The 20,012-nt window shown below is 60.6% G+C and carries 18 protein-coding genes and 1 tRNA gene; 10 read left to right on the top strand and 9 right to left on the bottom strand.

The annotated features are described in order from the left end of the window. The first annotated feature begins 79 nt into the window (after positions 1 to 79). From C8N42_RS06400 to C8N42_RS06390, 3 genes are all read left to right on the top strand, one after another. Positions 80 to 685, top strand: coding sequence for a nicotinate-nucleotide adenylyltransferase (locus C8N42_RS06400; RefSeq protein WP_107816005.1), 606 nt, complete (start codon positions 80 to 82; stop codon positions 683 to 685). Positions 686 to 924: 239 nt separating this feature from the next. Beyond that, positions 925 to 2,445, top strand: coding sequence for a D-alanyl-D-alanine carboxypeptidase/D-alanyl-D-alanine endopeptidase (gene dacB, locus C8N42_RS06395; protein WP_211309151.1), 1,521 nt, complete (start codon positions 925 to 927; stop codon positions 2,443 to 2,445). 107 nt (positions 2,446 to 2,552) lie between these two features. Next, positions 2,553 to 3,167: a porin family protein gene (locus C8N42_RS06390; protein WP_107815725.1), complete on the top strand. Its 615-nt coding sequence runs from the start codon at positions 2,553 to 2,555 to the stop codon at positions 3,165 to 3,167. A 60-nt stretch (positions 3,168 to 3,227) separates the two neighbouring features. On the opposite strand, the gene C8N42_RS06385 is transcribed toward C8N42_RS06390, so the two are convergent. Together C8N42_RS06385 and C8N42_RS06380 are read right to left on the bottom strand one after the other, a co-directional pair. After that, entirely contained in the window at positions 3,228 to 4,676 is a 1,449-nt protein-coding gene (locus C8N42_RS06385) for a class I adenylate-forming enzyme family protein (RefSeq protein ID WP_107815724.1), read from the bottom strand. Between the two features lie 8 nt (positions 4,677 to 4,684). Continuing rightward, positions 4,685 to 5,119, bottom strand: a complete 435-nt coding sequence (locus C8N42_RS06380) for a tellurite resistance TerB family protein (RefSeq protein WP_107815723.1) — start codon at positions 5,117 to 5,119, stop codon at positions 4,685 to 4,687. 114 nt (positions 5,120 to 5,233) lie between these two features. Between C8N42_RS06380 and C8N42_RS06375 the strand changes: the two genes are divergently transcribed. Further along, entirely contained in the window at positions 5,234 to 6,877 is a 1,644-nt protein-coding gene (locus tag C8N42_RS06375) for a lysine--tRNA ligase (RefSeq protein WP_107815722.1), read from the top strand. A gap of 50 nt (positions 6,878 to 6,927) precedes the next feature. Here the strand turns inward: C8N42_RS06375 and C8N42_RS06370 are convergent, their stop codons facing one another. Next, entirely contained in the window at positions 6,928 to 7,815 is an 888-nt protein-coding gene (locus C8N42_RS06370) for a CHAD domain-containing protein (RefSeq protein ID WP_107815721.1), read from the bottom strand. 284 nt (positions 7,816 to 8,099) lie between these two features. Here C8N42_RS06370 and C8N42_RS06365 point away from each other — a divergent pair, with 284 nt between their 5' ends. Beyond that, positions 8,100 to 10,388: a glycosyl hydrolase family 28-related protein gene (locus C8N42_RS06365; RefSeq protein WP_107816003.1), complete on the top strand. Its 2,289-nt coding sequence runs from the start codon at positions 8,100 to 8,102 to the stop codon at positions 10,386 to 10,388. A 75-nt stretch (positions 10,389 to 10,463) separates the two neighbouring features. On the opposite strand, the gene C8N42_RS06360 is transcribed toward C8N42_RS06365, so the two are convergent. Continuing rightward, positions 10,464 to 10,964, bottom strand: a complete 501-nt coding sequence (locus tag C8N42_RS06360) for a HugZ family pyridoxamine 5'-phosphate oxidase (protein ID WP_107815720.1) — start codon at positions 10,962 to 10,964, stop codon at positions 10,464 to 10,466. Positions 10,965 to 11,176: 212 nt separating this feature from the next. Here C8N42_RS06360 and C8N42_RS06355 point away from each other — a divergent pair, with 212 nt between their 5' ends. Continuing rightward, the gene (locus C8N42_RS06355; protein WP_107815719.1) at positions 11,177 to 11,494 is read left to right on the top strand and encodes an antibiotic biosynthesis monooxygenase family protein; all 318 of its coding nucleotides are present in this window, start codon (positions 11,177 to 11,179) and stop codon (positions 11,492 to 11,494) included. Beyond that, a complete protein-coding gene (locus C8N42_RS06350; protein WP_107815718.1) occupies positions 11,494 to 12,081 on the top strand; it encodes a rhodanese-like domain-containing protein in 588 nt (195 codons plus the stop codon). The genes C8N42_RS06355 and C8N42_RS06350 overlap by 1 nt, the downstream gene beginning before the upstream one ends. 121 nt (positions 12,082 to 12,202) lie before the next feature. Here C8N42_RS06350 and C8N42_RS06345 read toward each other — a convergent pair whose 3' ends face one another. After that, positions 12,203 to 12,802, bottom strand: a complete 600-nt coding sequence (locus C8N42_RS06345) for a restriction endonuclease (RefSeq protein ID WP_170109228.1) — start codon at positions 12,800 to 12,802, stop codon at positions 12,203 to 12,205. Beyond that, a complete protein-coding gene (uvrB, locus tag C8N42_RS06340) occupies positions 12,799 to 14,964 on the bottom strand; it encodes an excinuclease ABC subunit UvrB (protein ID WP_170109227.1) in 2,166 nt (721 codons plus the stop codon). The genes C8N42_RS06345 and uvrB overlap by 4 nt, the downstream gene beginning before the upstream one ends. A gap of 438 nt (positions 14,965 to 15,402) precedes the next feature. On the opposite strand from uvrB, the gene C8N42_RS06335 reads away from it, so the two are divergent. The 3 genes from C8N42_RS06335 (at position 15,403) to C8N42_RS06325 (ending at position 17,476) form a co-directional block, all read left to right on the top strand. Beyond that, the gene (locus C8N42_RS06335; RefSeq protein ID WP_107815715.1) at positions 15,403 to 15,714 is read left to right on the top strand and encodes an ETC complex I subunit; all 312 of its coding nucleotides are present in this window, start codon (positions 15,403 to 15,405) and stop codon (positions 15,712 to 15,714) included. A gap of 71 nt (positions 15,715 to 15,785) precedes the next feature. Continuing rightward, positions 15,786 to 15,862 (top strand) — tRNA-Arg (locus C8N42_RS06330). A gap of 210 nt (positions 15,863 to 16,072) precedes the next feature. Beyond that, entirely contained in the window at positions 16,073 to 17,476 is a 1,404-nt protein-coding gene (locus tag C8N42_RS06325; RefSeq protein WP_107815714.1) for a dihydrolipoyl dehydrogenase, read from the top strand. A 54-nt stretch (positions 17,477 to 17,530) separates the two neighbouring features. On the opposite strand, the gene C8N42_RS06320 is transcribed toward C8N42_RS06325, so the two are convergent. From C8N42_RS06320 to C8N42_RS06310, 3 genes are all read right to left on the bottom strand, one after another. Next, positions 17,531 to 17,953 carry a GtrA family protein gene (locus C8N42_RS06320; RefSeq protein WP_245889982.1) on the bottom strand — a complete coding sequence of 141 codons (423 nt, stop codon included), beginning with the start codon at positions 17,951 to 17,953 and terminating at the stop codon, positions 17,531 to 17,533. Next, on the bottom strand, positions 17,953 to 19,386 hold the full coding sequence (locus tag C8N42_RS06315) for a UbiA family prenyltransferase (protein WP_107815713.1): 1,434 nt from the start codon (positions 19,384 to 19,386) through the stop codon (positions 17,953 to 17,955). Before C8N42_RS06315 ends, C8N42_RS06320 begins: the two co-directional genes overlap by 1 nt. A 475-nt stretch (positions 19,387 to 19,861) precedes the next feature. Continuing rightward, positions 19,862 to 20,012, bottom strand: a 151-nt coding sequence (locus tag C8N42_RS06310; RefSeq protein WP_146168246.1) for an IS3 family transposase, incomplete at its 5' end; no start/stop codon positions are given.

Here is a 20,012-nt window from a genome sequence, read left to right as displayed (position 1 = left end):
CTTTCGTCAAGATGTTCGAAAGCGTGGGAGATTGACAGGCGTCATGCTTGTCGCCATGCAGAGCGTCATGCAGTTTACCATGCGCTCCGACCTGCCATACGCCCGTCCCGGTCAGGTGATCGGGTTGCTCGGGGGATCCTTCGATCCCGCGCATGAGGGCCATGTGCATATTACAAAGATGGCGCTGAAACGCTTTGGGCTGGATCGCGTGTGGTGGCTGGTAAGCCCCGGTAATCCGCTGAAAACGCGCGGGCCCGCACCGATGGGGAAGCGCCTCGCCCATGCCCGGCAGATCATGCAGCACCCGAAGGTTCGGGTGACCGATCTCGAAGCCCGGACCGGTACGCGCTATACGGCGGCCACGCTGGACGCGATCAAGGGGCTGTACCCCGGCGTCACATTCGTGTGGCTGATGGGCGCGGACAATCTGGCGCAATTCCATCTCTGGCAGGATTGGAAGGACATCATGGAAACAACGCCGGTGGGGGTGATCGCCCGTCCCGGAACACGCGGCGCGGCGCGCAATTCGGTGGCGGCGCAGAGCTTTGCCCATGCGAGACTGCCCGCGCGTGCTTCGCGGCTTCTGGGGCGTTGCGGGGCACCGTGTTGGTGTTTCATCAACGTGCCGATGTCGGACGCCTCCTCAACAGACATCCGGGCGCGGGGCGGCTGGGCGCGGGGGTGACAGGGATCGTGTCGCGATGCTCTGCCAGGGTTCCCGAAAGCGTTAAGGTTAATCAGATTAAGGTTAACGCGAGGGGAACGATCCATGTGTGACCGGTGATGACGCATATTGGCTCTGATGTCGATTGGCTCGGAGAACGGCGTATTCGAGCACGACATGGCATGGGGAATGAGCACGGAAAGCGCAAGACGGGATTTCCCGTCTTGCTCGTGTCGCAAAGCCGCGCTTAACTCGCGGTCATGACAGAGCACGGATTTTCTCAGATCAACCGACAGATTTCCCGACGACGCGCGCTTGGGCTGTTTTTGGGCGGCGCGGCGCAAGTCATGGCCATGCGGGCCGGGGCGGAAGGGCTGATCGCCTCGCCGATCCCGAAAGCGCGTCCACCGGAGCTTTTCAAACAGTCGATCCCCGCAGGGGAGGAACTGGTCGCCGCAGCGGGGCTGTCGGGCGAGGTGAGCTATGCGGTCGCGGGGAGTGCGGGGGAGATTTACGAGGTGCATGAGCCTCTGTTGCGCCTGCCGCCGGCATCGGTGGCGAAGACGGTGACGGCGCTTTACGCGCTGCATCATCTGGGGGCGGAGCATCGGTTTGTGACGCGGGTGCTTGCGACCGGGCCGGTGGTGAGCGGGGTAGTGCAAGGCGATCTGGTGCTGGTGGGCGGCGGGGATCCGACGCTCGATACGGATGCCCTTGCCGCGCTGGCGGGTAAGCTGCGCGAGGCGGGGATCACGGGGGTCAACGGGCGGTTCTGTGTCGACGACACGGCTCTGCCGCAGATCGAACAGATCGACGGAGAACAGGTGGAATATGCCGGATATAATCCGACGATTTCCGGGCTGAACCTGAATTACAACCGGGTGCATTTCGAGTGGAAGCGGCAGGGCGAAAGCTACAGTCTCAAGATGGACGCACGTGCCGAACGCTATGCGCCGGATGTGCGGATCGCACGCATGCAAGTGGCGGCGCGGGATGTGCCGGTGTTCGATCACGTCGCCGGGCAGGGCTATGACGACTGGACAGTCGCGCAGGCAGCGCTTGGCAATGGCGGCGCGCGGTGGTTGCCGGTGCGCCTGCCGGGGCTTTACGCGGCGGAGGTGTTTCAGGCGGTGGCGCGCGCGCAGGGCGTGCGTCTCCCGCAGGGACAGCGCAAGGTGATGAGTGGCACGGAGGTGGCGCGGATCGAGAGTGCGCCCCTGAGCATCGTGGTGCGCGATATGCTGAAATACTCGACCAACCTGACGGCGGAGGTGATCGGTCTGACGGCGAGCAGGGCGCGGGGGCTGTCGCCGGGGTCGCTTGCGGCTTCGGCAACGGCGATGAGCGACTGGGCGCGGGAGGCTTTGGGTATGAGGCATGTGGCGCTGGTGGATCATTCGGGACTCGGCGGCGCCTCGAAGGTGACCACGGTGGACATGGTACATATGCTGAGCGCGCCGGGGGTCGAGGCCACGCTTGCACCCTTGATGAAACCGATCCCGATGCGCGACGACAAGGGCAATGTGATCCAGAACAGCCCGGTGAGCGTGCATGCCAAGACCGGGACGCTGGATTTCGTCTCCGCGCTGGCGGGCTATGTCGATGCGCCGGGTGGTCAGCGCATGGCCTTTGCCGTGTTCGCCGCCGATGTGCCGCGCCGTGAGGCGGCGAAAGCGGCAGGAGCAGAAGAACGACCGCAGGGCGCGCGGACCTTCAACACGCGGGCGAAACGGCTGCAACAGGCGCTGATCGAGCGTTGGGCGGAGGTTTATACGGGGTGATGCAGGCGCAACACCCCCCGTGCCTTACGTAGCGACAGAGCTTGTCGGAAAGGCGGTTTCGGCGGTAAAATGCACCTATTGAAATATATTTCATAAGGGGGTGCATCATGGTGAACAAGACGGTCAGTACGACCATTGGTAGCGTGGTTTTCGCGAGCGGAGCCACGATGTTGGGGTTTGTCGCGCCGGCGATGGCGCAGGATTTCACCGGGTTCTACGCAGGCCTCTCCGGGGCTTTTCCATTCGACTCGGAGATGACCTACAATTTCAGCGACACGGATGACCTGTCCGGCGTCGCACCGGGGTTCTTCACCGGATACAACGCCGATCTCGGTGGCTGGGTTCTCGGTGGCGAAGTGGCGTTCAACGGCGGGCTGGATCTCGACGGGATTGACGGCGCGGGCATCGACAATATGGTCGACCTGAAGGCGAAATTCGGTCGGGTCTTCGGCAAGACCTATGTCTATGGCATTTTGGGCTATAGCAAGGGTGAGCCGAACACGACGATCTACGGTAACGATGCCAAGGACGTCGAGGTGGAAGGCATGAACTATGGCGTCGGTGTCGAGACCATGCTGAAGGGCAGTGCTTTCGTCGGTCTGGAACTGCTCAGCCGTGATCTCGATGTCGATGGCACGGTCTATGGCGGCGACGCCGATCCCTATTATGTCGGCATCGACAAGCTGACCACGGCTTCCGTGCGGGTCGGCTTCCGGTTCTGAACCGGTGTATAGCCAAATGTTTGAGACGGGCGCCTGAAGGCGCCCGTTTTGTTGTCTATCTTAGTTGTGTTCCGCAAGGAGTTCCGACAGGGCAGGGCGGTCGATCTTGCCAGTCGGGGTCAGCGGGAAACTGTCACGGCGCACAATGCGCAGAATGTCGAGCCCGCGGAACTGTGGTTTGAGCACGGCCATCATCTCTGCGGCGGTGATCTCTTTCGGGGCGCGATAGGCCACCGCGATGCCTTCGAGGTCATCGCGTCCCGTTTCGATCAGGGGCACCATCTGGCTGCCGGGAAAGGCCTGTTCAAGTATCTGCGTGATGTGTTCGAGACGGTATTTGTTCCCACCGCAATTGACGATGTTCTTGACCCGACCGAGGATGAAATAGTCTTCCCCCTCGCGCCGCATCAGGTCTCCGGGCAGGAACAGCCCCTCATCGGTAAAACCCGCACCGGTTTCGTCCGGCCCGGTGCGGTCGATGTAGGCGCGCATCTGTCCTGCGGGTCGGCGAAAGGCGATGCGCCCTTCACATGCCTCGGGGTCGGGGGTGAGGCTGTCGTCGCAGAACACCACTTCGAGATCCGGGCGCACCAGCCGCCCGACATGGCCTGGCGTCTGCGGGGTGCCGGGGTGGTAGATGGCACGAAAACAGACACCGACCTCGGTCGAGCCGTAGTCGATATGGAGCCGCGCGGTGGAGAGTTCTGCGAAGCGGTCGAGCAGGGCGGGGCTGACCACGGCGCCGGCAAAGATCGCGTCACGCAGGGAGGTGAGGTATTGCCCGGCCTGCGGCATTTCGAGGATTTTCGGCACCATGCCCGGGGCGGTGGCCAGCGTGTCGACGCGATAGAGGTCGATATATTGCAATAGCCGGTCGCTCTGGGTGCGGAGGCTGACGATGCTGCCGCCGATGAGCAAGGTCTCGATGTTACAGCCGGCCGCCCAGTTGGTGGTTGGCGCGAGGGTGGAGAGCAGGCGCTGTCCGCGTTCGGGATCGGTGCCGAGGCTCATGGCATGTGCCATGGCAGCGCGCCATTCGCTCTCCTCGGCGATCACGAGTTTCGGTTGGCCGGTGGAGCCGGAGGACTGGAAGATATAGTGCGCCGTGTTTTTGCCGAGACCGCGATAATCGGCGCGCTGGCGCAGCGGCGTGGAGAACCAGCCCGGTTCGATCACGATCTGCCGGTCGCGGGGCAGGGTGGGGTCGGTTTTGTGCACGAGGCTGAAATCGGGAATCAAGCCGACGGCCCGGCAACGCGCCGAAGGGGCGAGCGCGAGGGTCAGCCCGCGCAGGCTGGCCAGAAAGATCATGGCGATGACGAATTCGGCGCGGCTACTGTCGAGGGCAATGGTGTGGCCGGCGCGCAGCCCCTTCATCGCCAGAGGCCCGTCAAGCCTCTGGATCAGGTCCAGCAGATCGGCATAGCTCATCTGGCTGGTTTCTGTGATCAGGGCGATCTTCTGTGGCTGCTTTGCCGCGATCTCCGCAAGTTCCGAAATCAGGCTCATGGCGGGCCTCAGTTGGTTGGATGCACCAGCATATACCGTGCCCGCGCGCCGCGCTCGATGGCGGCGGCGTGCAGCCGGTCGATGTTGAGTTCGTAGCGGATCTCTTCGAGCAGACGCAGCTCGGCCTCGTAGGTATGCCCATCGGCGGCGGCGACATCGCAGGCCAGAGCATAGGCGGTCTCGTGGAGATACTCCGGCAGGTTGTCGCGGATGAGGCCGAAGAGTGCGTCCAGCCCGTCTTCTTCGGAGAAGAGATCGAAGACGGTGGAGGACACGACCTTGATCCGGTCGGTGTCGTATTCGCCGAAGACCGGAAGATGGTTGACGATATTCTCGATGGTGACAAGCTCGGCGGTGCGGATGTTCTCGTCGGACATGGACTGGGCGATCATCACGGCGACGAGACAGTCCTGCGGGGTCAGGGAATGGGGAATATCGTTCATTTTATTGGCTCTTCATAGGGCGTGTGCGGTCAAACAATATTGACGCAAGCGGGGAGGGGCAATAGGAGTTGCGCCTTGCGGGACGATCCCCGTGCGACAAAAGGATTGCTGAAAATGACGGACCTGCGTGATGCCGGTATGAGCTCGAAAGCCTGGCCCTTTGAAGAGGCCCGGACTGTCCTCAAGCGGTATGAAGCGTCCAAGGACAAGAAGGGCTATGTGCTCTTTGAGACCGGTTACGGTCCGTCGGGTCTTCCGCATATTGGGACCTTTGGCGAGGTGCTGCGCACGACGATGATCCGCCGTGCCTTCGAGGTGATCTCCGACGTGCCGACGCGATTGATCTGTTTCTCCGACGACATGGACGGGATGCGCAAGGTGCCCTCGAATGTGCCCAATCAGGAGCTTTTGCAGGAAAACCTGCACAAGCCGCTGACCTCGGTGCCGGACCCGTTCGGAGAATATGAGAGCTTTGGTCATCATAACAACGCGATGCTGCGCCGGTTCCTCGACACCTTCGGGTTCGAGTATGAATTCTACTCGGCGACCGAGTTCTACAAGTCGGGTCAGTTCGACGAGGTTCTGAAACGTGCCGTCGATAAATACGACGAGGTGATGAAGGTGATGCTGAAAAGCTTGCGCGAAGAGCGCCAGCAGACCTATTCCATTTTCCTGCCGATTCACCCGGAGACGGGGCGTGTGCTCTATGTGCCGATGAAATCGGTCAACAGGGACGATTACACGATCACCTTCGATGACGAAGATGGCCGCGAGTGGACGCTTCCGGTCACCGGCGGCAATGTAAAACTCCAGTGGAAACCGGATTTCGGGGCGCGCTGGGCCGCGCTGGATGTCGATTTCGAGATGTACGGCAAGGACCACTCGACCAATACGCCGATCTACGACCGGATTTGCGAGATTTTGGGCGGGCAGAAGCCGGAGCACTTCACCTATGAACTCTTCCTCGACGCCAATGGCGAGAAAATCTCCAAGTCGAAAGGCAACGGGTTGTCGATCGACGAATGGCTGACCTATGCCTCGACCGAGAGCCTCGCCTATTTCATGTACCAGAAACCCAAAACCGCGAAGCGGCTGCATTTCGATGTCATCCCGCGGATGATGGACGAATATCACCAGCAACTTCGGGCCTATCCCGGCCAGACGGCCGAACAGCAGGCGGCGAACCCGGTCTTCCACATCCACGGTGCGGATGTGCCGGCCTCCGACATGGTGGTGCCGTTCTCGATGCTACTGAACCTTGCCTCTGTCGCGGGAGCCGAGGAGAAAGAGCAGCTTTGGGGCTTTATTCAGCGTTATGCGCCGGAGGCTTCGCCGGAAACCAACCCGCAGCTCGACGCGGCGGCGGGCTATGCGGTGCGCTATTACAACGATTTCGTGAAACCGGAAAAAACCTTCCGCGCGCCGAACGATCAGGAACGCGCGGCGATGGAAGACCTCAAGGCGGCGTTTGGTTCCGCCGAGGTGGCTCTGGCCGAGATCGCCCGGAAAAACGCCGCCATGGGCAACGACGAGCCGCTGCCGGACGTGGATTTCACCGATGGCGACTTCCTGCAATCCATCGTGTTTGCCGTCGGCAAGAACCACGGGTTCGAGAACCTGCGCGACTGGTTCAAGGCGCTTTACGAGGTGCTTCTGGGGCAGAGCCAGGGTCCGCGTTTCGGTTCCTTCGCGGCGCTTTACGGTGTGAACGAGACGATTGCGCTTCTTGAGAAGGGGCTGAACGGCGATCTGTCGTAAGCCGATTTTAATTCTCTAAAACAAAGGGCTGCCTCTCGGGGTGGCCCTTTTCAGTTGGCGTGGCGCCAAAGCCGGTACCAGACGGACCAGCGCCGCGACAGGGCTTCCAGACTGTCGGCCAGAAGGCGCGCTCCGTCGAGGAAGGCCTGTTTCTCAAGCGCTGCGATACGGTCGTGCAGACCGGCCTCCAGCACGGCGAGCGGTGCGGCGGGGAGACCGGCGGCGCGGGCCTCTTCGCCCAGCACAATGAGATCGTGATGCTGGCCCAGCAACTCGCCCAGAGCTTCGGCGGCGGCGATATGGGGCTCCATGGCTTCGGGCCAAATCGGGGAGAGGATCTGGGCGTGGTAGAAGTGATATTTCACATGCTTGCGCCATTCATGAAAATCCTCGGGCGCACGGGTTTCACGAGCGCGTCCCATGGCTTCGCGTGCATCTGCGTAAGTTCCTGAAAGACCGGTAAAGATCGCCTTGCGACCGTTGTGTCGCAGCCGCCAGTGCGCGGACGCATCTCGCATTGCGATGAGGGCGGTGCGGGTCGTAGCGAGCAGACTGTCGGAGGCGGGGCCATAGGCCGTGTCGCGACTCCGCGTCAGCTCTGCGAGATAAGGGGCCAGAGGATCGTCCGGCAGATCGACATAATCGGCCAGATGGCCCAGCGTGTCGCAACGTACATTGATGTCGCGTAGCGCCGACAGTTCGCGCCCGATGTCACGCAGAGCGCGGTCCGCCGGTTTGAAATCGTCGAAATCCGGTCGGACGAGACGCAGCAGAGCGCGCATTTCCTTGAGACGTTTGCGAATGTCGTGCACGGCAGGCATTCGGGTCTCGGCGGTTTCCGCCTTCGTGGCCTCGATGGCACGGTTCAGGCGGTCCTCGGCGATGCGCCGGAGCGTGGCGCTCATGTCGGGGTCTTTGGGGCGGATGCGGTAGCTCATGATCACCTCTCATGCCCAACATAGGACAGGATATGTGACCGGTCCATGACAGGGAGACATGACAGGTAGAACGGCGCGATGTTGCGCAGGCATCGAGCGTGGCGTCCGTAGGGTTAACAGCATCGTCAGCCCCATGCGGTAGACCTTTTTGCATCTCAGGGCACATGCGCGCTTCGGGGTTTCATGACGAGACATTGCGATTGAACGTGCCGGAGGCCCCGGTCGCGCAGGGTGTCGTCATGCCGAATGGCGCGCATCGAATTGAAGGATTGAAAGGGGTTCGGATGAACAAGGCCATAACAGATGGGCTGGTGCTGATGCCGCCGGCGTTTGAGGACGGTCTGGCCGTATGGTCCAGCGAAGATGGCACGCCCGGTTCGGCCACTTATGACGGGGCGGCGAATGCCGCTCTGGTGGCGGCGGATGCCGATTTCGGCGGCTGTCTCGAAATCGTCAAGAACGACACTCTGACGAAACTGCGCTACATGGGCGAGACGCCGCTCCAGCCCGGCATGTATCTTCAGATCAAGGCACGGGTGAAGGCGATTTCCGGCAATCTGCCGACCGTGCGCATCGCGGGCTGGGCGGGGAACGCTTCGCTTGCCCATGTGAACGGGCTGACCGAGATCGGCGGGGAAACCACTCTGACCGCCTATGGCGATGTGGTCGAGGTCACGGCCATCGTCGGCTCCGGTCGGCGTGGCGGGGTCGATATGCCTTGGGGCCTCGATGCGGTCTATGGTCATTTCGGCCTCGATCTGACCGGCGCGAATGGCGGGACGGTCAGGGTCGACGATATCGAGATCGAGGATGTGTCCCAGTGGTTTCTGGCGGACAGTTCCGGCATGATCGACGTGCGCGATTATGGCGCGGTGGGCGATGGCGTGACCGATGCTTCCGGCGCGTTCAACGCCGCCAATGCCGCTGCCGCCGGGCGCAAGGTGATCGTGCCGGAAGGTGTCTATCATCTCGCGAACACGGTGTCCTTCACCGAAGAGGTCGTGTTCGACGGCACCGTGACCATGCCCGCAGACAAACGTCTGGTGCAGCGCAAGAATTTCCACCTGAATGCCTATATCGACGCTTTCGGGAGCGAGGTCGAAGGGTTAAAACGCGCCATTCAGGCGATGTTCTATTACACCGACCATGACAGTCTCGACATGCGCGGGCGTCGGATAGAACTGGACGAGCCGCTGGACGTGGCGGCGATCACCGGGGCGGATTCGCTTGAGGTGCGCCGGGTGATCCGCAACGGTCAGATTACGGTGAACGCGTCGAGCAACTGGGACAACGATGTGGCAACCTCGACAGCGAGCTACAGCGCGACCTCGCCCAAGACCCTGAGCAATGTCACCAACATCGCCAATATTCAGATCGGCAGCCTTGTTACCGGCACCGGCGTCGGGCGCGAGGTTTATGTGCGCGATGTCAATGTCGGCAATCAGTCCCTGACCCTGAGCCAGCCGCTTTACGGGCCGAATTCCAGCCAGACCTACACGTTCACGCGGTTCAAATACGTGTTCGATTTCTCCGGCCTCTCGAAACTGTCGCAGTTCCATCTCTCCGATGTGGAGCTTCTGTGCAACGGGCGCGCTTCCGGCGTGATGCTCTCGCCGGGCGGGAACAATTTCCAATTGCGCGATTGTCACATCAAATCGCCGCTCAATCGCGGCGTGACCTCGATCGGCGGTGGCTGTCAGGATCTGCATATCGACCGCTGTTCCTTTGTCTCGAACGAGCCGACGGTCAGTGCGACGGCGCGTCAGTCGGTTGCGTTCAACATCAATTCGAACGATTGCAAAATCCGCGACAACCGGTTCCAGCGCTTTGGCCACACCGGGATCGTCTATGGCAACGGCCACATGTTCATCGGCAACCACTGGTTTCAGGGCGACGAGGACACCGACAGCCCACGCGTGGCGGGGCTCGTGTTCACCTATCCGAACGTGAAATCCATCGTGACGGGCAATTACATCGACAACTCCTACATCGAGATGACGAACGAACACGATGCCGCGCCGGATTTCTCGTCGGAATATTCCTTTGGCGGGCTGACGATCACGGGCAATATTTTTACGGCGAACGATGTGGCGAGCTATTTTTCCTGGATCGTGATCAAGCCCTATGGTCCGGGTCATTTCCTTCAGGGATTGGCGGTGCAGAACAACACGTTCAAGGCGCTCAACGGCTTCATCGAGCGGGTGGATCGGGTGGACACCACATTCGCCGATCTCGAATATAATTCGACACGCAATGTCACTTTCGAGGGCAACACGTTCAACGGGGTGAGCCAGATCACGGTCAATCCGGTGTCTGCGGAATACACCCAGAGCACGGCTTCGACGGCCTGGGTGCTAGATCCTTCCGGCTATCTGCCCTTCGGCGGCTGGGCGCGGGTGGTCGAGGGGCTCGTGTTCCGCAATGTACTGACCGATGCTTCGGGTAATGCGGTCTCCGCGATGCCCTATGTGACGGTGAATCACGGCAGTTCCAACAACCAGATCCGGCTGACCTTCCCGCAGGCGGTGAAGGGTACGGTCAACATGATCGCGCGGATGGATCGGCCGATCTGAGCCCTTTCGGGATGCAGGCGGAAAACCGGGCAGCTTTGGCTGTCCGGTTTTTCATGTCGGGTTCTGCTGTCTGGCTCAGACCGTCAGGTCCATGTCGTCCGGTGTCAGGTGATAGGCCTTGCCGAAGCCACCGTTGAGATCGGCAGACAGGGGCGTGAAGCTGACAAAGGAGAAATCCGCGAAATCCACGTAAAGCTGGGCCTTCGGGTGATGCGTCAGCCAGGCCGCACGGTGGCTCAGATGCTCTTCCGTGTGGCGTGGCACAAAACGCGCATCGGCCCGGACCGAAAGGCGCGGGAAGGCCAGCGGGTCGCCCTTGTTCGGCGCTTCGCCAAGTAACAGCCCGGCGCGAGGAGACGCACGCAGCGCTTTCGTATGGGCTGCAAGATCGGACACGAGGGTCAGCCATGTGCCCCGGGAGCCGAGGCCGAAGGCAATCCGGGTGACATGCGGGGCACCGCTGTCCGGATCGAGAACGGCGAGGGCGGCAATGCGCGCACCGGTGATCAAATCCCGCGCCATGGTGCGGGCTTCGGTGTCGGTCGGGCGGATCGGAGAGGGGATGTCCTGTGTCATGTTTCTTGTCTAATGCGTAAAGCCCAGGCAGGCCAGAGAAAACCGAGTTTTATTGTCGGGTTTTGCGTGACCAAACCAGTGGTGACAATCATGACATTTCAATGGGTTTCAACAAGCGACATTCGCCAAATCCGGGCTGGCGAACATGCGGGATATTCATGCTATGCTGAAACAGGCTCAGATCAGGCCAGGCTCATTTCAGGGAGGAGACGATGCCGGTTATTTCACAGGACACGACCTGCCAGACGGTTCTGACAACGTTCGAGACGACGCCCGGCGTGGCGCAAGATCTTATGGAAGCGTTGCAGGCCGCCTATGCGGAGGTGATCTCGCAACAGCCGGGATTCATCTCGGCGGCTTTGCATATCAACGATGCGCAGACAAGGATCGCGAACTATTCGCAATGGGATCGGCGCGAGGATTATCAGGCGATGTTGCGCACCGAGGAAATGCGCGCCCGCAACCGGGTGATCAACGGCATGTGCAAGTCGTTTGAGCCGGTGATGTATGACGTGGAAGGAGTGTATTGATGCAAAAGATTTTGACTGCGACAGCTTTGGTTTTGATGACCGGAGGCGCATTTGCCGATCCGGTGGGGATCACGCCCGACATGATGTCGGCGGTGGTGGAAACGCCTTCCGGTCCGGTGGAGATTTCGCGGATTCAGGACAATGCGAACGAGGTAAGCGGCGAATGGGCGCAGACCTCGCGCCCCTGTCCGAATTTCTGCATCCAGCCGATGACCCCGGCGGAAGGCGTAACCACGATCGGCGAACTGGAACTGATCGCGATGTTGCAGGACCCCGACGCGATGGTACTCGACAGCCGGGTGAAACCGGATTTCGATGGCGGCGCCATCCCCGGTGCGGTGCATATGCCTTACACGGAGGCGGCGGATCGTCTGGGCGAGCTGGGCTGTGAGCCGGATTTTGAAGGCTTCATCTGCGAAGGCGATCAGGTCAAAACCGTCGCGCTCTATTGCAACGGGCCGTGGTGCGGCCAGTCGCCCACGGCAGCGCGGCGGATGATCGAAGCGGGCTTTCCGGCGGAGAAGATTTTCTATTACCGCGGCGGGATGCAGGTCTGGCGGATGCTGGGGTTGACGGTGACGGAGTAGGGGGCAACGTGATCTATCTAGCCCCGCGCCTGGCCCTAGGGGTGGGGGCGTGAAACGCGCCCTCCCCTGGGGGGAGGGGCAGGCGAGTGCCCAAATCAGAGATTTGGGCAGGTTGTCGACACTAGGATCGAGATAGCCACTTAATCAGATCATCATGTTCGCGTAGTTCAAGCTGCGTGGGGATATAGTCTTTCCATTCGGTTTTTGCCGTCGGAGCAAAAGTTGATGTTGTTGTAAGGATTGCTCGTGTAGGCGTGTTATTGAAGTCCGTAAGGCGTTTAAAAGTGCCCATCATCGCGCGCGCATCGTTAAGTCCAACCCGGTTGCCTTTCGAAAAAGCCTTGCACTGATCTAAGATGCGCAATGTGCCGATACCACTTTTCTCCGCAATAAGATCAACCCCTCCATCGCCACTGCGCGGAGTGAGGAGGACTTTAAAGCCCTGCCTTTCATACGATGCCGCTATGAATTCTTCAAATTCTCTGGGGAATTTTGAAAATTGATAAAGCAGGTTGGAATTTGTTTTGATTTGCTCAAATACTGCCTCCCATGGGTGGGAGAGGGCTTTGACAATCGTCCCTTGTGCAACACGTTCTTCAACTTGCAGCAATTGAATTGGAATTATCAATTCATGTGAGAGATTGTCCAAATTTGCGCGTACGGTTGCAGGTCTTTGGTGAACTGCAATGCTTCCTAAGCCAAGTCCTAAACCCAGATTCACTTCTTCCTCCCCCGTCCAGCCTTGCCACCGCGTTGCCCCGGTCTCCCCGCGGTAGACCGCCCGCTCTTCGCCTTCGCATCTGCCACCGCGTCGTCCACCGCGGATTGCCGCGCCAGCGGGTCGTCGTGGAGCACCAGATCGACGGTTTCCAGGCGTTTGATCTCGTCCCGCAGGCGCGCAGCTTCTTCGAATTCCAGATTCTCGGCGGCCACGCGCATGTCGTTGCGCAGGCCTTCCAGAACCGCTTGCAAATTCTGTCCCGCCGCCGGTCTGTCGATGGTCGCGGTCACGCGGTTCATGTCCACGTCGCCCTGATACAGCCCCGCCAGAATGTCGTCGACGTTCTTCTTGACGGTCTGCGGCGTGATGCCGTGTTCCTCGTTATAGGCCATCTGTTTGGCGCGGCGGCGGTCGGTCTCGTCCATGGCGCGCTGCATCGAGCCGGTGATCTTGTCGGCATAGAGGATGACGCGGCCTTCGGCGTTGCGCGCGGCGCGGCCGATGGTCTGGATCAGCGAGGTTTCCGAGCGCAAAAAGCCCTCTTTGTCGGCGTCGAGAATGGCGACAAGGCCGCATTCGGGAATGTCGAGACCCTCGCGCAGGAGGTTGATCCCGACAAGCACGTCGAAGGCACCGAGCCGCAGGTCGCGCAGAATCTCGATCCGTTCGATTGTGTCGATGTCCGAGTGCATGTAGCGCACGCGGACGCCCTGTTCGTGGAGATATTCGGTGAGGTCTTCGGCCATGCGCTTGGTCAGCGTGGTGACAAGGACGCGTCGGTTCAGCGCGGCCATTTTCTTGGCCTCGTCCAGAAGATCGTCCACCTGTGTCTCGATGGGGCGGATTTCGACCACCGGGTCCAGAAGACCCGTCGGACGGATGATTTGTTCGGTGAAGACGCCACCGGTCTGTTCCATCTCCCATTTTGCGGGCGTGGCGGAGACGAAGACCGATTGCGGGCGCATGGCGTCCCATTCCTCGAATTTCAGAGGCCGGTTGTCCATGCAGGACGGCAGGCGGAAACCATGTTCCGACAACGTGAACTTGCGCCGATAGTCGCCACGATACATGCCACCGATCTGGGGCACGGTGACGTGGGATTCATCCGCAAAGACAATCGCATTGTCGGGGATGAATTCGAACAGCGTGGGCGGCGGCTCGCCCGGCGCGCGCCCCGTCAGGTAACGCGAATAGTTCTCGATCCCATTGCAGAAGCCCGAGGCCTCCAGCATTTCAAGATCGAAGTTGGTCCGTTGTTCAAGGCGTTGGGCCTCAAGAAGTTTGCCCTCGTCAGTGAACTTGATGAGCTGTTGTTTGAGTTCCTTTTTGATGCCCGCAATGGCCTGCCGGATCGTCGGTTTCGGCGTCACATAGTGACTGTTGGCGTAAATCCGGACGTGTTCGAGCGTGTCGGTCTTCTTGCCGGTCAGCGGGTCGAACTCGGTGATGCTCTCCAACTCCTCGCCGAAGAAGGAAAATTTCCAGGCCCGGTCCTCCATGTGCGCGGGCCAAACCTCAAGACTGTCGCCGCGCACCCGGAAGGAGCCGCGGTCGAAAGCGGTGTCGTTACGCCGGTATTGCAGCTCGACCAGCTCACCCATGAGATCGCGCTGGTCGTAGTCCTGACCCATTTGCAGGTCTATGGTCATCGCCATGTAGAGCTCGGGCGAGCCGAGGCCGTAGATGCAGGAGACGGAAGCCACGATGATCACGTCGTCACGTTCGAGCAGGGCTCGGGTGGCGGCGTGGCGCATCCGGTCGATCTGTTCGTTGATCTGGCTTTCCTTCTCGATGAAGATGTCGGAGCGCGGGACGTAGGCCTCTGGTTGATAATAGTCGTAGTAGGAGACGAAATATTCGACGGAATTCTCCGGGAAAAAGCCCTTGAACTCGCCGTAAAGCTGGGCGGCGAGCGTTTTGTTCGGGGCAAGGATGATCGCCGGGCGTTGCGTCGCCTCGATCACCTTGGCCATGGTAAAGGTCTTGCCCGTGCCGGTCGCACCGAGGAGCACCTGATCGCGCTCTCCTGCCTCGATGGCGGCGGAAAGCTCCGCGATGGCGGTAGGCTGATCGCCAGAGGGCTCGAAGGCGCTGTGCATGACGAATCTCTTGCCGCCTTCGAGTTTCGGACGGTGTTTCAGATCCTTCGGCGGATCGGTCATCAGGCGCGGATCCATTGGGTCCCTTTTCGTCTTGTCAGGTGAGGTTTCGGGGCTGGTTAACAGATGATCCCTTTTTGTTCACCTTTCAAGTCTTGTGGTCCGCAGTCTGGAGATTAACAAAAGCTTACCACTTTAAGGAGAATTTTTTCCTTATATTGCAATCATAGCGATATTTTTCCTTGTATCGGTACGGCCTTTGCGCCTAACCTGTTTTTGCAAGCAGCAGAAAAGACTGACCCGGTCGGGTGTGTATACCCACCCCCAACCCTCGCTCCCTCACATCCGACCGGGCAGTCACCCAAAGCAACGGCCAAACCATCGTATCGAACCCGCTCTGGCGGGTTTTCTTACGTCTGGACCATGGGGCAGTACGTGAAGGGCTTGAAACGCCTTCCGGAAACGGGGATAACCGGCACCAAGGTAAAAAGGAGTCACTCGATGCGCGCTCGTATCTACCAGCCCGCCCGCAACGCCATGCAATCCGGGCAAGCCAAGACCAAGCAATGGTATCTCGATTATGCGCCTGCCTCCGCGCGTGACATCGACCCGCTTATGGGCTGGACCTCGTCGCATGACACGCAAACCCAAGTGCGGTTGAAATTCGACAGCAAGGAACACGCGATCGCCTATGCCGAAGAACATGGCATCGACTACGTGGTACAGGAGCCGCACAAACGTCGGCACAACGTGCGCCCGGGCGGCTATGGCGAGAACTTCGCCACGAACAGACGCGCCCCCTGGACCCACTGATCCGGCGCCACATCTCAAGGAGACAGCGCCGGTCTTCCGGCGCTTTTTCATGGCCGACACGGCCCAAGTGCGGTCCCTTAGCTCAACTGGATAGAGCAGCTGACTTCTAATCAGCAGGTTTGGGGTTCGAGTCCTCAAGGGATCGCCAATTTCTCAGGACATTTCATCGTAGATATACAGCCGCGACGGCTTCGTGACCCGGATGTTTACGGGGTTTTTCGCAGGCGGGTGTCGTCATGTCGCGTGGCTCGACAATTGTTCTGCAAAAGATACATGTTATGTAGATATCAAGATGATTGAAGCCACGGGGCGACGCCGGTTTGGGGCGCTTCGTGGGTGCAGATAAAGGATTCGTTTCATGACACGCAAAGTCGATGTGGCCATCCTCGGGGCGGGCAGTGCCGGTGTGACGGCGCTTTTCGTGTTGCTCAGGGCGGGCAAGAGCGTCGTTCTGATCAATTCCGGGCCGGAGGGGACGACCTGTGCCCGGGTGGGATGCATGCCGTCCAAGGCGCTGATCGAGGCGGCGTCGCTCTATCATGACAAGGACCGTCAGGAGATGTTCGGTTTGCGCGGGACGGAGGCGCTTCGGGTCGACGGCCCGGCCGTGATGGCGCGGGTGCGGGCGATCCGGGACCAGCTTGTGAACGGGTTCATCACCCGCACGCACAAACATCTCGACGAGACTCAGTTCATCGACGGGCATGCGAAGATCACCGGCCCGAACCGTGTCGAGGTGAATGGCGAGGAGATCGAGGCCGGGGCGATCATTATCGCGACCGGCTCGACTCCGGTGCTGCCTGCGCCGTTTCGGGCGCTGGGGGATGCGCTTTTGACGACGGACACGTTTTTCGAAGAGCCGGACCTGCCGAAATCCATCGCGGTCGTTGGGCTTGGGGTCATCGGTTGCGAGATAGGTCAGGCGCTTGGGCGTCTGGGCGTCGAGGTGCATGGCTTTGATGCCGCACCGGTGATCGCGGGGATCAAGGACCCAGTGGTGGCGGAGGCCGCCGCCGAATGGCTCGGGCGCGATATGCGTATTACCACGGGCGCAAATGTGGAGCCGAAGCTGGAAGCAGACGGTACGGTTACGATCACGGCGGGCGACAAGACGGTCAATGTCGAACGTGTGTTGGCCAGCATCGGGCGGCGGGCCAATATCACGGGGCTGGGACTTGAGACCCTTGGCGTCGAATTGGATGCCCATGGCATGCCCGCCTATGACCGCGAGACGCTTCAGATCGGCGATCTGCCGGTCTATCTGACCGGGGATGTGAACGCCGACCGACCGCTGCTGCACGAGGCGAAGGACGAGGGCAAGATCGCAGCGCTGAACATCATTGCCGGGACCCGCAAACCCTTCCGGCGGCGCGTGCCGTTAGGGGTTGCCTTCACCGGGCCGCAGATTGCCACGGTCGGCGCGACCTTCGATGCGCTCGACCCGGAGCAGATTGCCATTGGCAGCGCTTCGGCGCAGAACAACGGGCGCTCCAAGGTCAAGGCGGAGACGGTGGGGATGATCCGGGTCTATGCCGACAAGAGCACGCTCAAACTTCTGGGTGCGACGCTGGCGATTGGCGACGGGGAGCATATGGCGCATTGGTTGGCGCTGGCGATGGAGCAGGGGATGACGATTGACGCCTGTCTGGAAGCGCCGTTCTATCACCCGGTTCTGGAAGAGACCTTGCAGGATGCGTTGATGAGTTGTCTGGCGAACAGCGGGCACAAACTGCCGCACCCGCCGGGACTGACGCCTGCGTAAAGGCCTAAAGCGTTCGGCCCAAAACCTCGATCACAGTCTTTGGCCGAACGCTTTTTAGTGCACCGAGTGAAACACATAGCGCCGGTCGAGTTGAAACTTCACCACATAACCGATGGCGAGGCCGAGGACTGCGCCGGCCTCGCGTGCGGTGGTGCTGTGCCATATCCACCATGCCCCGGCCTCCATGCCCCAGAAGATTGCCGTGGTGATCAGCCCCATGGCGGTATAGAGGCCGAATTTGCGGCCATGGGCCCTGGCACCGGTTTCCATGTCGTAAAAGATCCAGCGCTTGTCGAGCAGGTATTTTACCACCAGGCCGATGCCGGTGCCTGTGACGAGGGCGACGAGCAATGCTCCGGGGCCGGGCCAAAGCGCGATGGCGATGCGCTGTGCCCCGAGATTGACCAGTGTTGCGACGGCGGCGAAGAGGCCGTAGCGCAGGACCAGAGCGGGCAGGGACAGCGGCGTGGCGCTCATCAAACTGCGCTCGCGACGCCGAGGGCGAGAATGAGGCCGAAGCAGAACAGGCTGACCTTGTCCCTGGCGGCATAGAGCACGGGATCGTCATTCATCTGGCCGCGATGGGTGGTCATCACCATGCGGCTGATCCAGTAGAGCAATACGAGACAGGCGCCCCAGAGATAGCCCGGTCGGGGATACATTTCGAGCACTGTCGGCGCGCTGATATAGAGTGCCATGACGAGGACGGAGACATAGCCGGAGGCGAGCGCCATCATGGTCACGATCGGTACATCCTCGACATGATAGCCGCGCCCGTGTGCCTTGAGCTTGCCGGAGTTGCGGCTGTCGACCAGTTCGGCCTGACGCTTCACGGCGGCGAGCGAAAAGAAGAAAAAGATCGAGAAGGCCAGAAGCCAGACCGACATGGGGATGCCCGAACTGGTGCCGCCTGCGAGAATGCGGAGGGTGTAAAGCCCCGCGAGGGCGAAGATATCGACCACGAGTTGCCGCTTGAGCCAGAGCGAATAGGCGGTGGTCAGGATGTAATAGGCGACCATGACCCTGAGAAAGGGTAGGCCAAGGAGGATCGCCGGGATCAGCCCGGCGATCAGCAGTGCGATTGCCATGACCGTACCGCGTTCAATCGGGATCGTCCCGGCAGCGAAGGGCCGAAGACGCTTGCGCGGATGCGCCCGGTCGCCTTTCAGGTCAAGCAGATCGTTCAGCACATAGACCGAGGAGGCGATGAGACTGAATGAAATGAAAGCGACGAGCGCGCGAAAGAATACGCCGAAGCTCAACTCGTGCGCCGCCAGCATCGGGACGAAGATCAGGATGTTCTTGAGCCACTGATGCGGGCGGATCGCCTTGACATAGGGGCGCAGGGTCCGGGTCGTGGTGCTCAGGTGCTCAATGGGGCCCCCGCATTGCACCCGCGCCTGCAGTGCGGAGGAGGCGTTCACCGTGATCGCCCCACCCGCGACCTTCCAGATCGCCAGATCCGCCTCGTGATCGCCCATATAGGTGAAATTCCCCTCGCCGAACTCGGCGATCAGCCGTTCGGCCTTGGCGGGGCCCTTGAGGTTCGCGGTGCCGTTGGAGCCGATCACCACGTCGAACAGGCCGAGATGCGCGGCGATCCGTTCGGCGATGGGCTGATCGGTTGCGGTCACAAGCGCCGTGCGCCCGCCTTTCGCGCGCCAGTCGCGCAGCCGCTGCAACACGGTTTCGTCATAGGGCAGGGTGGTCACATCGACATCGGAGCGCTCCGCCAGAAGCCTTTTGAGCGCGGCCTTGCCGTTGGTGAGGGCGGCGAGCGCCCGAAACGGCAGTTTCCAGTCCCGGGCAAGGCCGGACCAGAAGGTTTCATAGATCATGTCAGAGCGAAGAACCGTGCCGTCGAGATCGACAACAAGGATCTGCGTGGGGGTCTGAGAGGCTTGTTCCAAAACAACTTTCCGAGCGACAACACCGGTTGGCGCAGAGACTGGAGAGAGGGAGGGGGCGTGTCAATGCTTCGCGGGTGAATCTGTCGCCGAAGGACGCGCGGTGTTGCGCTTTGGAAGATGGAGCAGGCCAGACAGTTTCCACCGGATTGAAATCCGGTCGGGAATGAATATGCGAGGCACGCTGGAATTCGGGGCTTGGAATTTGGAGGCGAGTACCGGACCCGCTACCATTTTTCTAAGCCATTGGACGGCCTAAATAATCGAGTGCGAGGTTGAGTTGTGTGTCGCACTTCGTGTCACACTTATGCTGTCTGAGTTGTGTTTCTGTCAACCTCCGGGTGTTGTCCCAAGTTGAGTTTCGATCTTTCATATGCCGGGTGAACGCCGCCTACGATTTTCGTTTTCCTAGGGTGTGTCCGAGTTGCGGACCGGGGATGGGGGGCACTGAGCTGCTGCCGGTTTCGTGGACGGCAACTTAAGCTTTCATAGCTCGCTCCTCGAAGGTCATAGGGCTTAGATAGCCGATGGTCGAGTGGCGACGCGTTGGATTGTAGAACCTCTCAATGTAATCGAACACATCGGCGCGAGCCTGTCTTCTGGTCCGATAGGTTTTGCGCCTGACCCTT

This window comes from Celeribacter persicus, assembly GCF_003050785.1.
Lineage (GTDB): Bacteria > Pseudomonadota > Alphaproteobacteria > Rhodobacterales > Rhodobacteraceae > Celeribacter > Celeribacter persicus.
The sequence above is the reverse complement of the archived record's forward strand: the minus strand, read 5'-3'. Positions and strand labels throughout refer to the sequence as shown.

Coding starts and splice junctions, on each gene's coding strand:
- C8N42_RS06370 (WP_107815721.1), bottom strand. CDS start 7,815: ATGAGCTACCGCATCCGCCCCAAAGACCCCGACATGAGCGCCACGCTC.
- C8N42_RS06375 (WP_107815722.1), top strand. CDS start 5,234: ATGACGGACCTGCGTGATGCCGGTATGAGCTCGAAAGCCTGGCCCTTT.
- uvrB (WP_170109227.1), bottom strand. CDS start 14,964: ATGACCGATCCGCCGAAGGATCTGAAACACCGTCCGAAACTCGAAGGC.
- C8N42_RS06360 (WP_107815720.1), bottom strand. CDS start 10,964: ATGACACAGGACATCCCCTCTCCGATCCGCCCGACCGACACCGAAGCC.
- C8N42_RS06350 (WP_107815718.1), top strand. CDS start 11,494: ATGCAAAAGATTTTGACTGCGACAGCTTTGGTTTTGATGACCGGAGGC.
- dacB (WP_211309151.1), top strand. CDS start 925: ATGACAGAGCACGGATTTTCTCAGATCAACCGACAGATTTCCCGACGA.
- C8N42_RS06385 (WP_107815724.1), bottom strand. CDS start 4,676: ATGAGCCTGATTTCGGAACTTGCGGAGATCGCGGCAAAGCAGCCACAG.
- C8N42_RS06400 (WP_107816005.1), top strand. CDS start 80: ATGCGCTCCGACCTGCCATACGCCCGTCCCGGTCAGGTGATCGGGTTG.
- C8N42_RS06380 (WP_107815723.1), bottom strand. CDS start 5,119: ATGAACGATATTCCCCATTCCCTGACCCCGCAGGACTGTCTCGTCGCC.
- C8N42_RS06355 (WP_107815719.1), top strand. CDS start 11,177: ATGCCGGTTATTTCACAGGACACGACCTGCCAGACGGTTCTGACAACG.
- C8N42_RS06325 (WP_107815714.1), top strand. CDS start 16,073: ATGACACGCAAAGTCGATGTGGCCATCCTCGGGGCGGGCAGTGCCGGT.
- C8N42_RS06320 (WP_245889982.1), bottom strand. CDS start 17,953: ATGAGCGCCACGCCGCTGTCCCTGCCCGCTCTGGTCCTGCGCTACGGC.
- C8N42_RS06365 (WP_107816003.1), top strand. CDS start 8,100: ATGAACAAGGCCATAACAGATGGGCTGGTGCTGATGCCGCCGGCGTTT.
- C8N42_RS06335 (WP_107815715.1), top strand. CDS start 15,403: ATGCGCGCTCGTATCTACCAGCCCGCCCGCAACGCCATGCAATCCGGG.
- C8N42_RS06390 (WP_107815725.1), top strand. CDS start 2,553: ATGGTGAACAAGACGGTCAGTACGACCATTGGTAGCGTGGTTTTCGCG.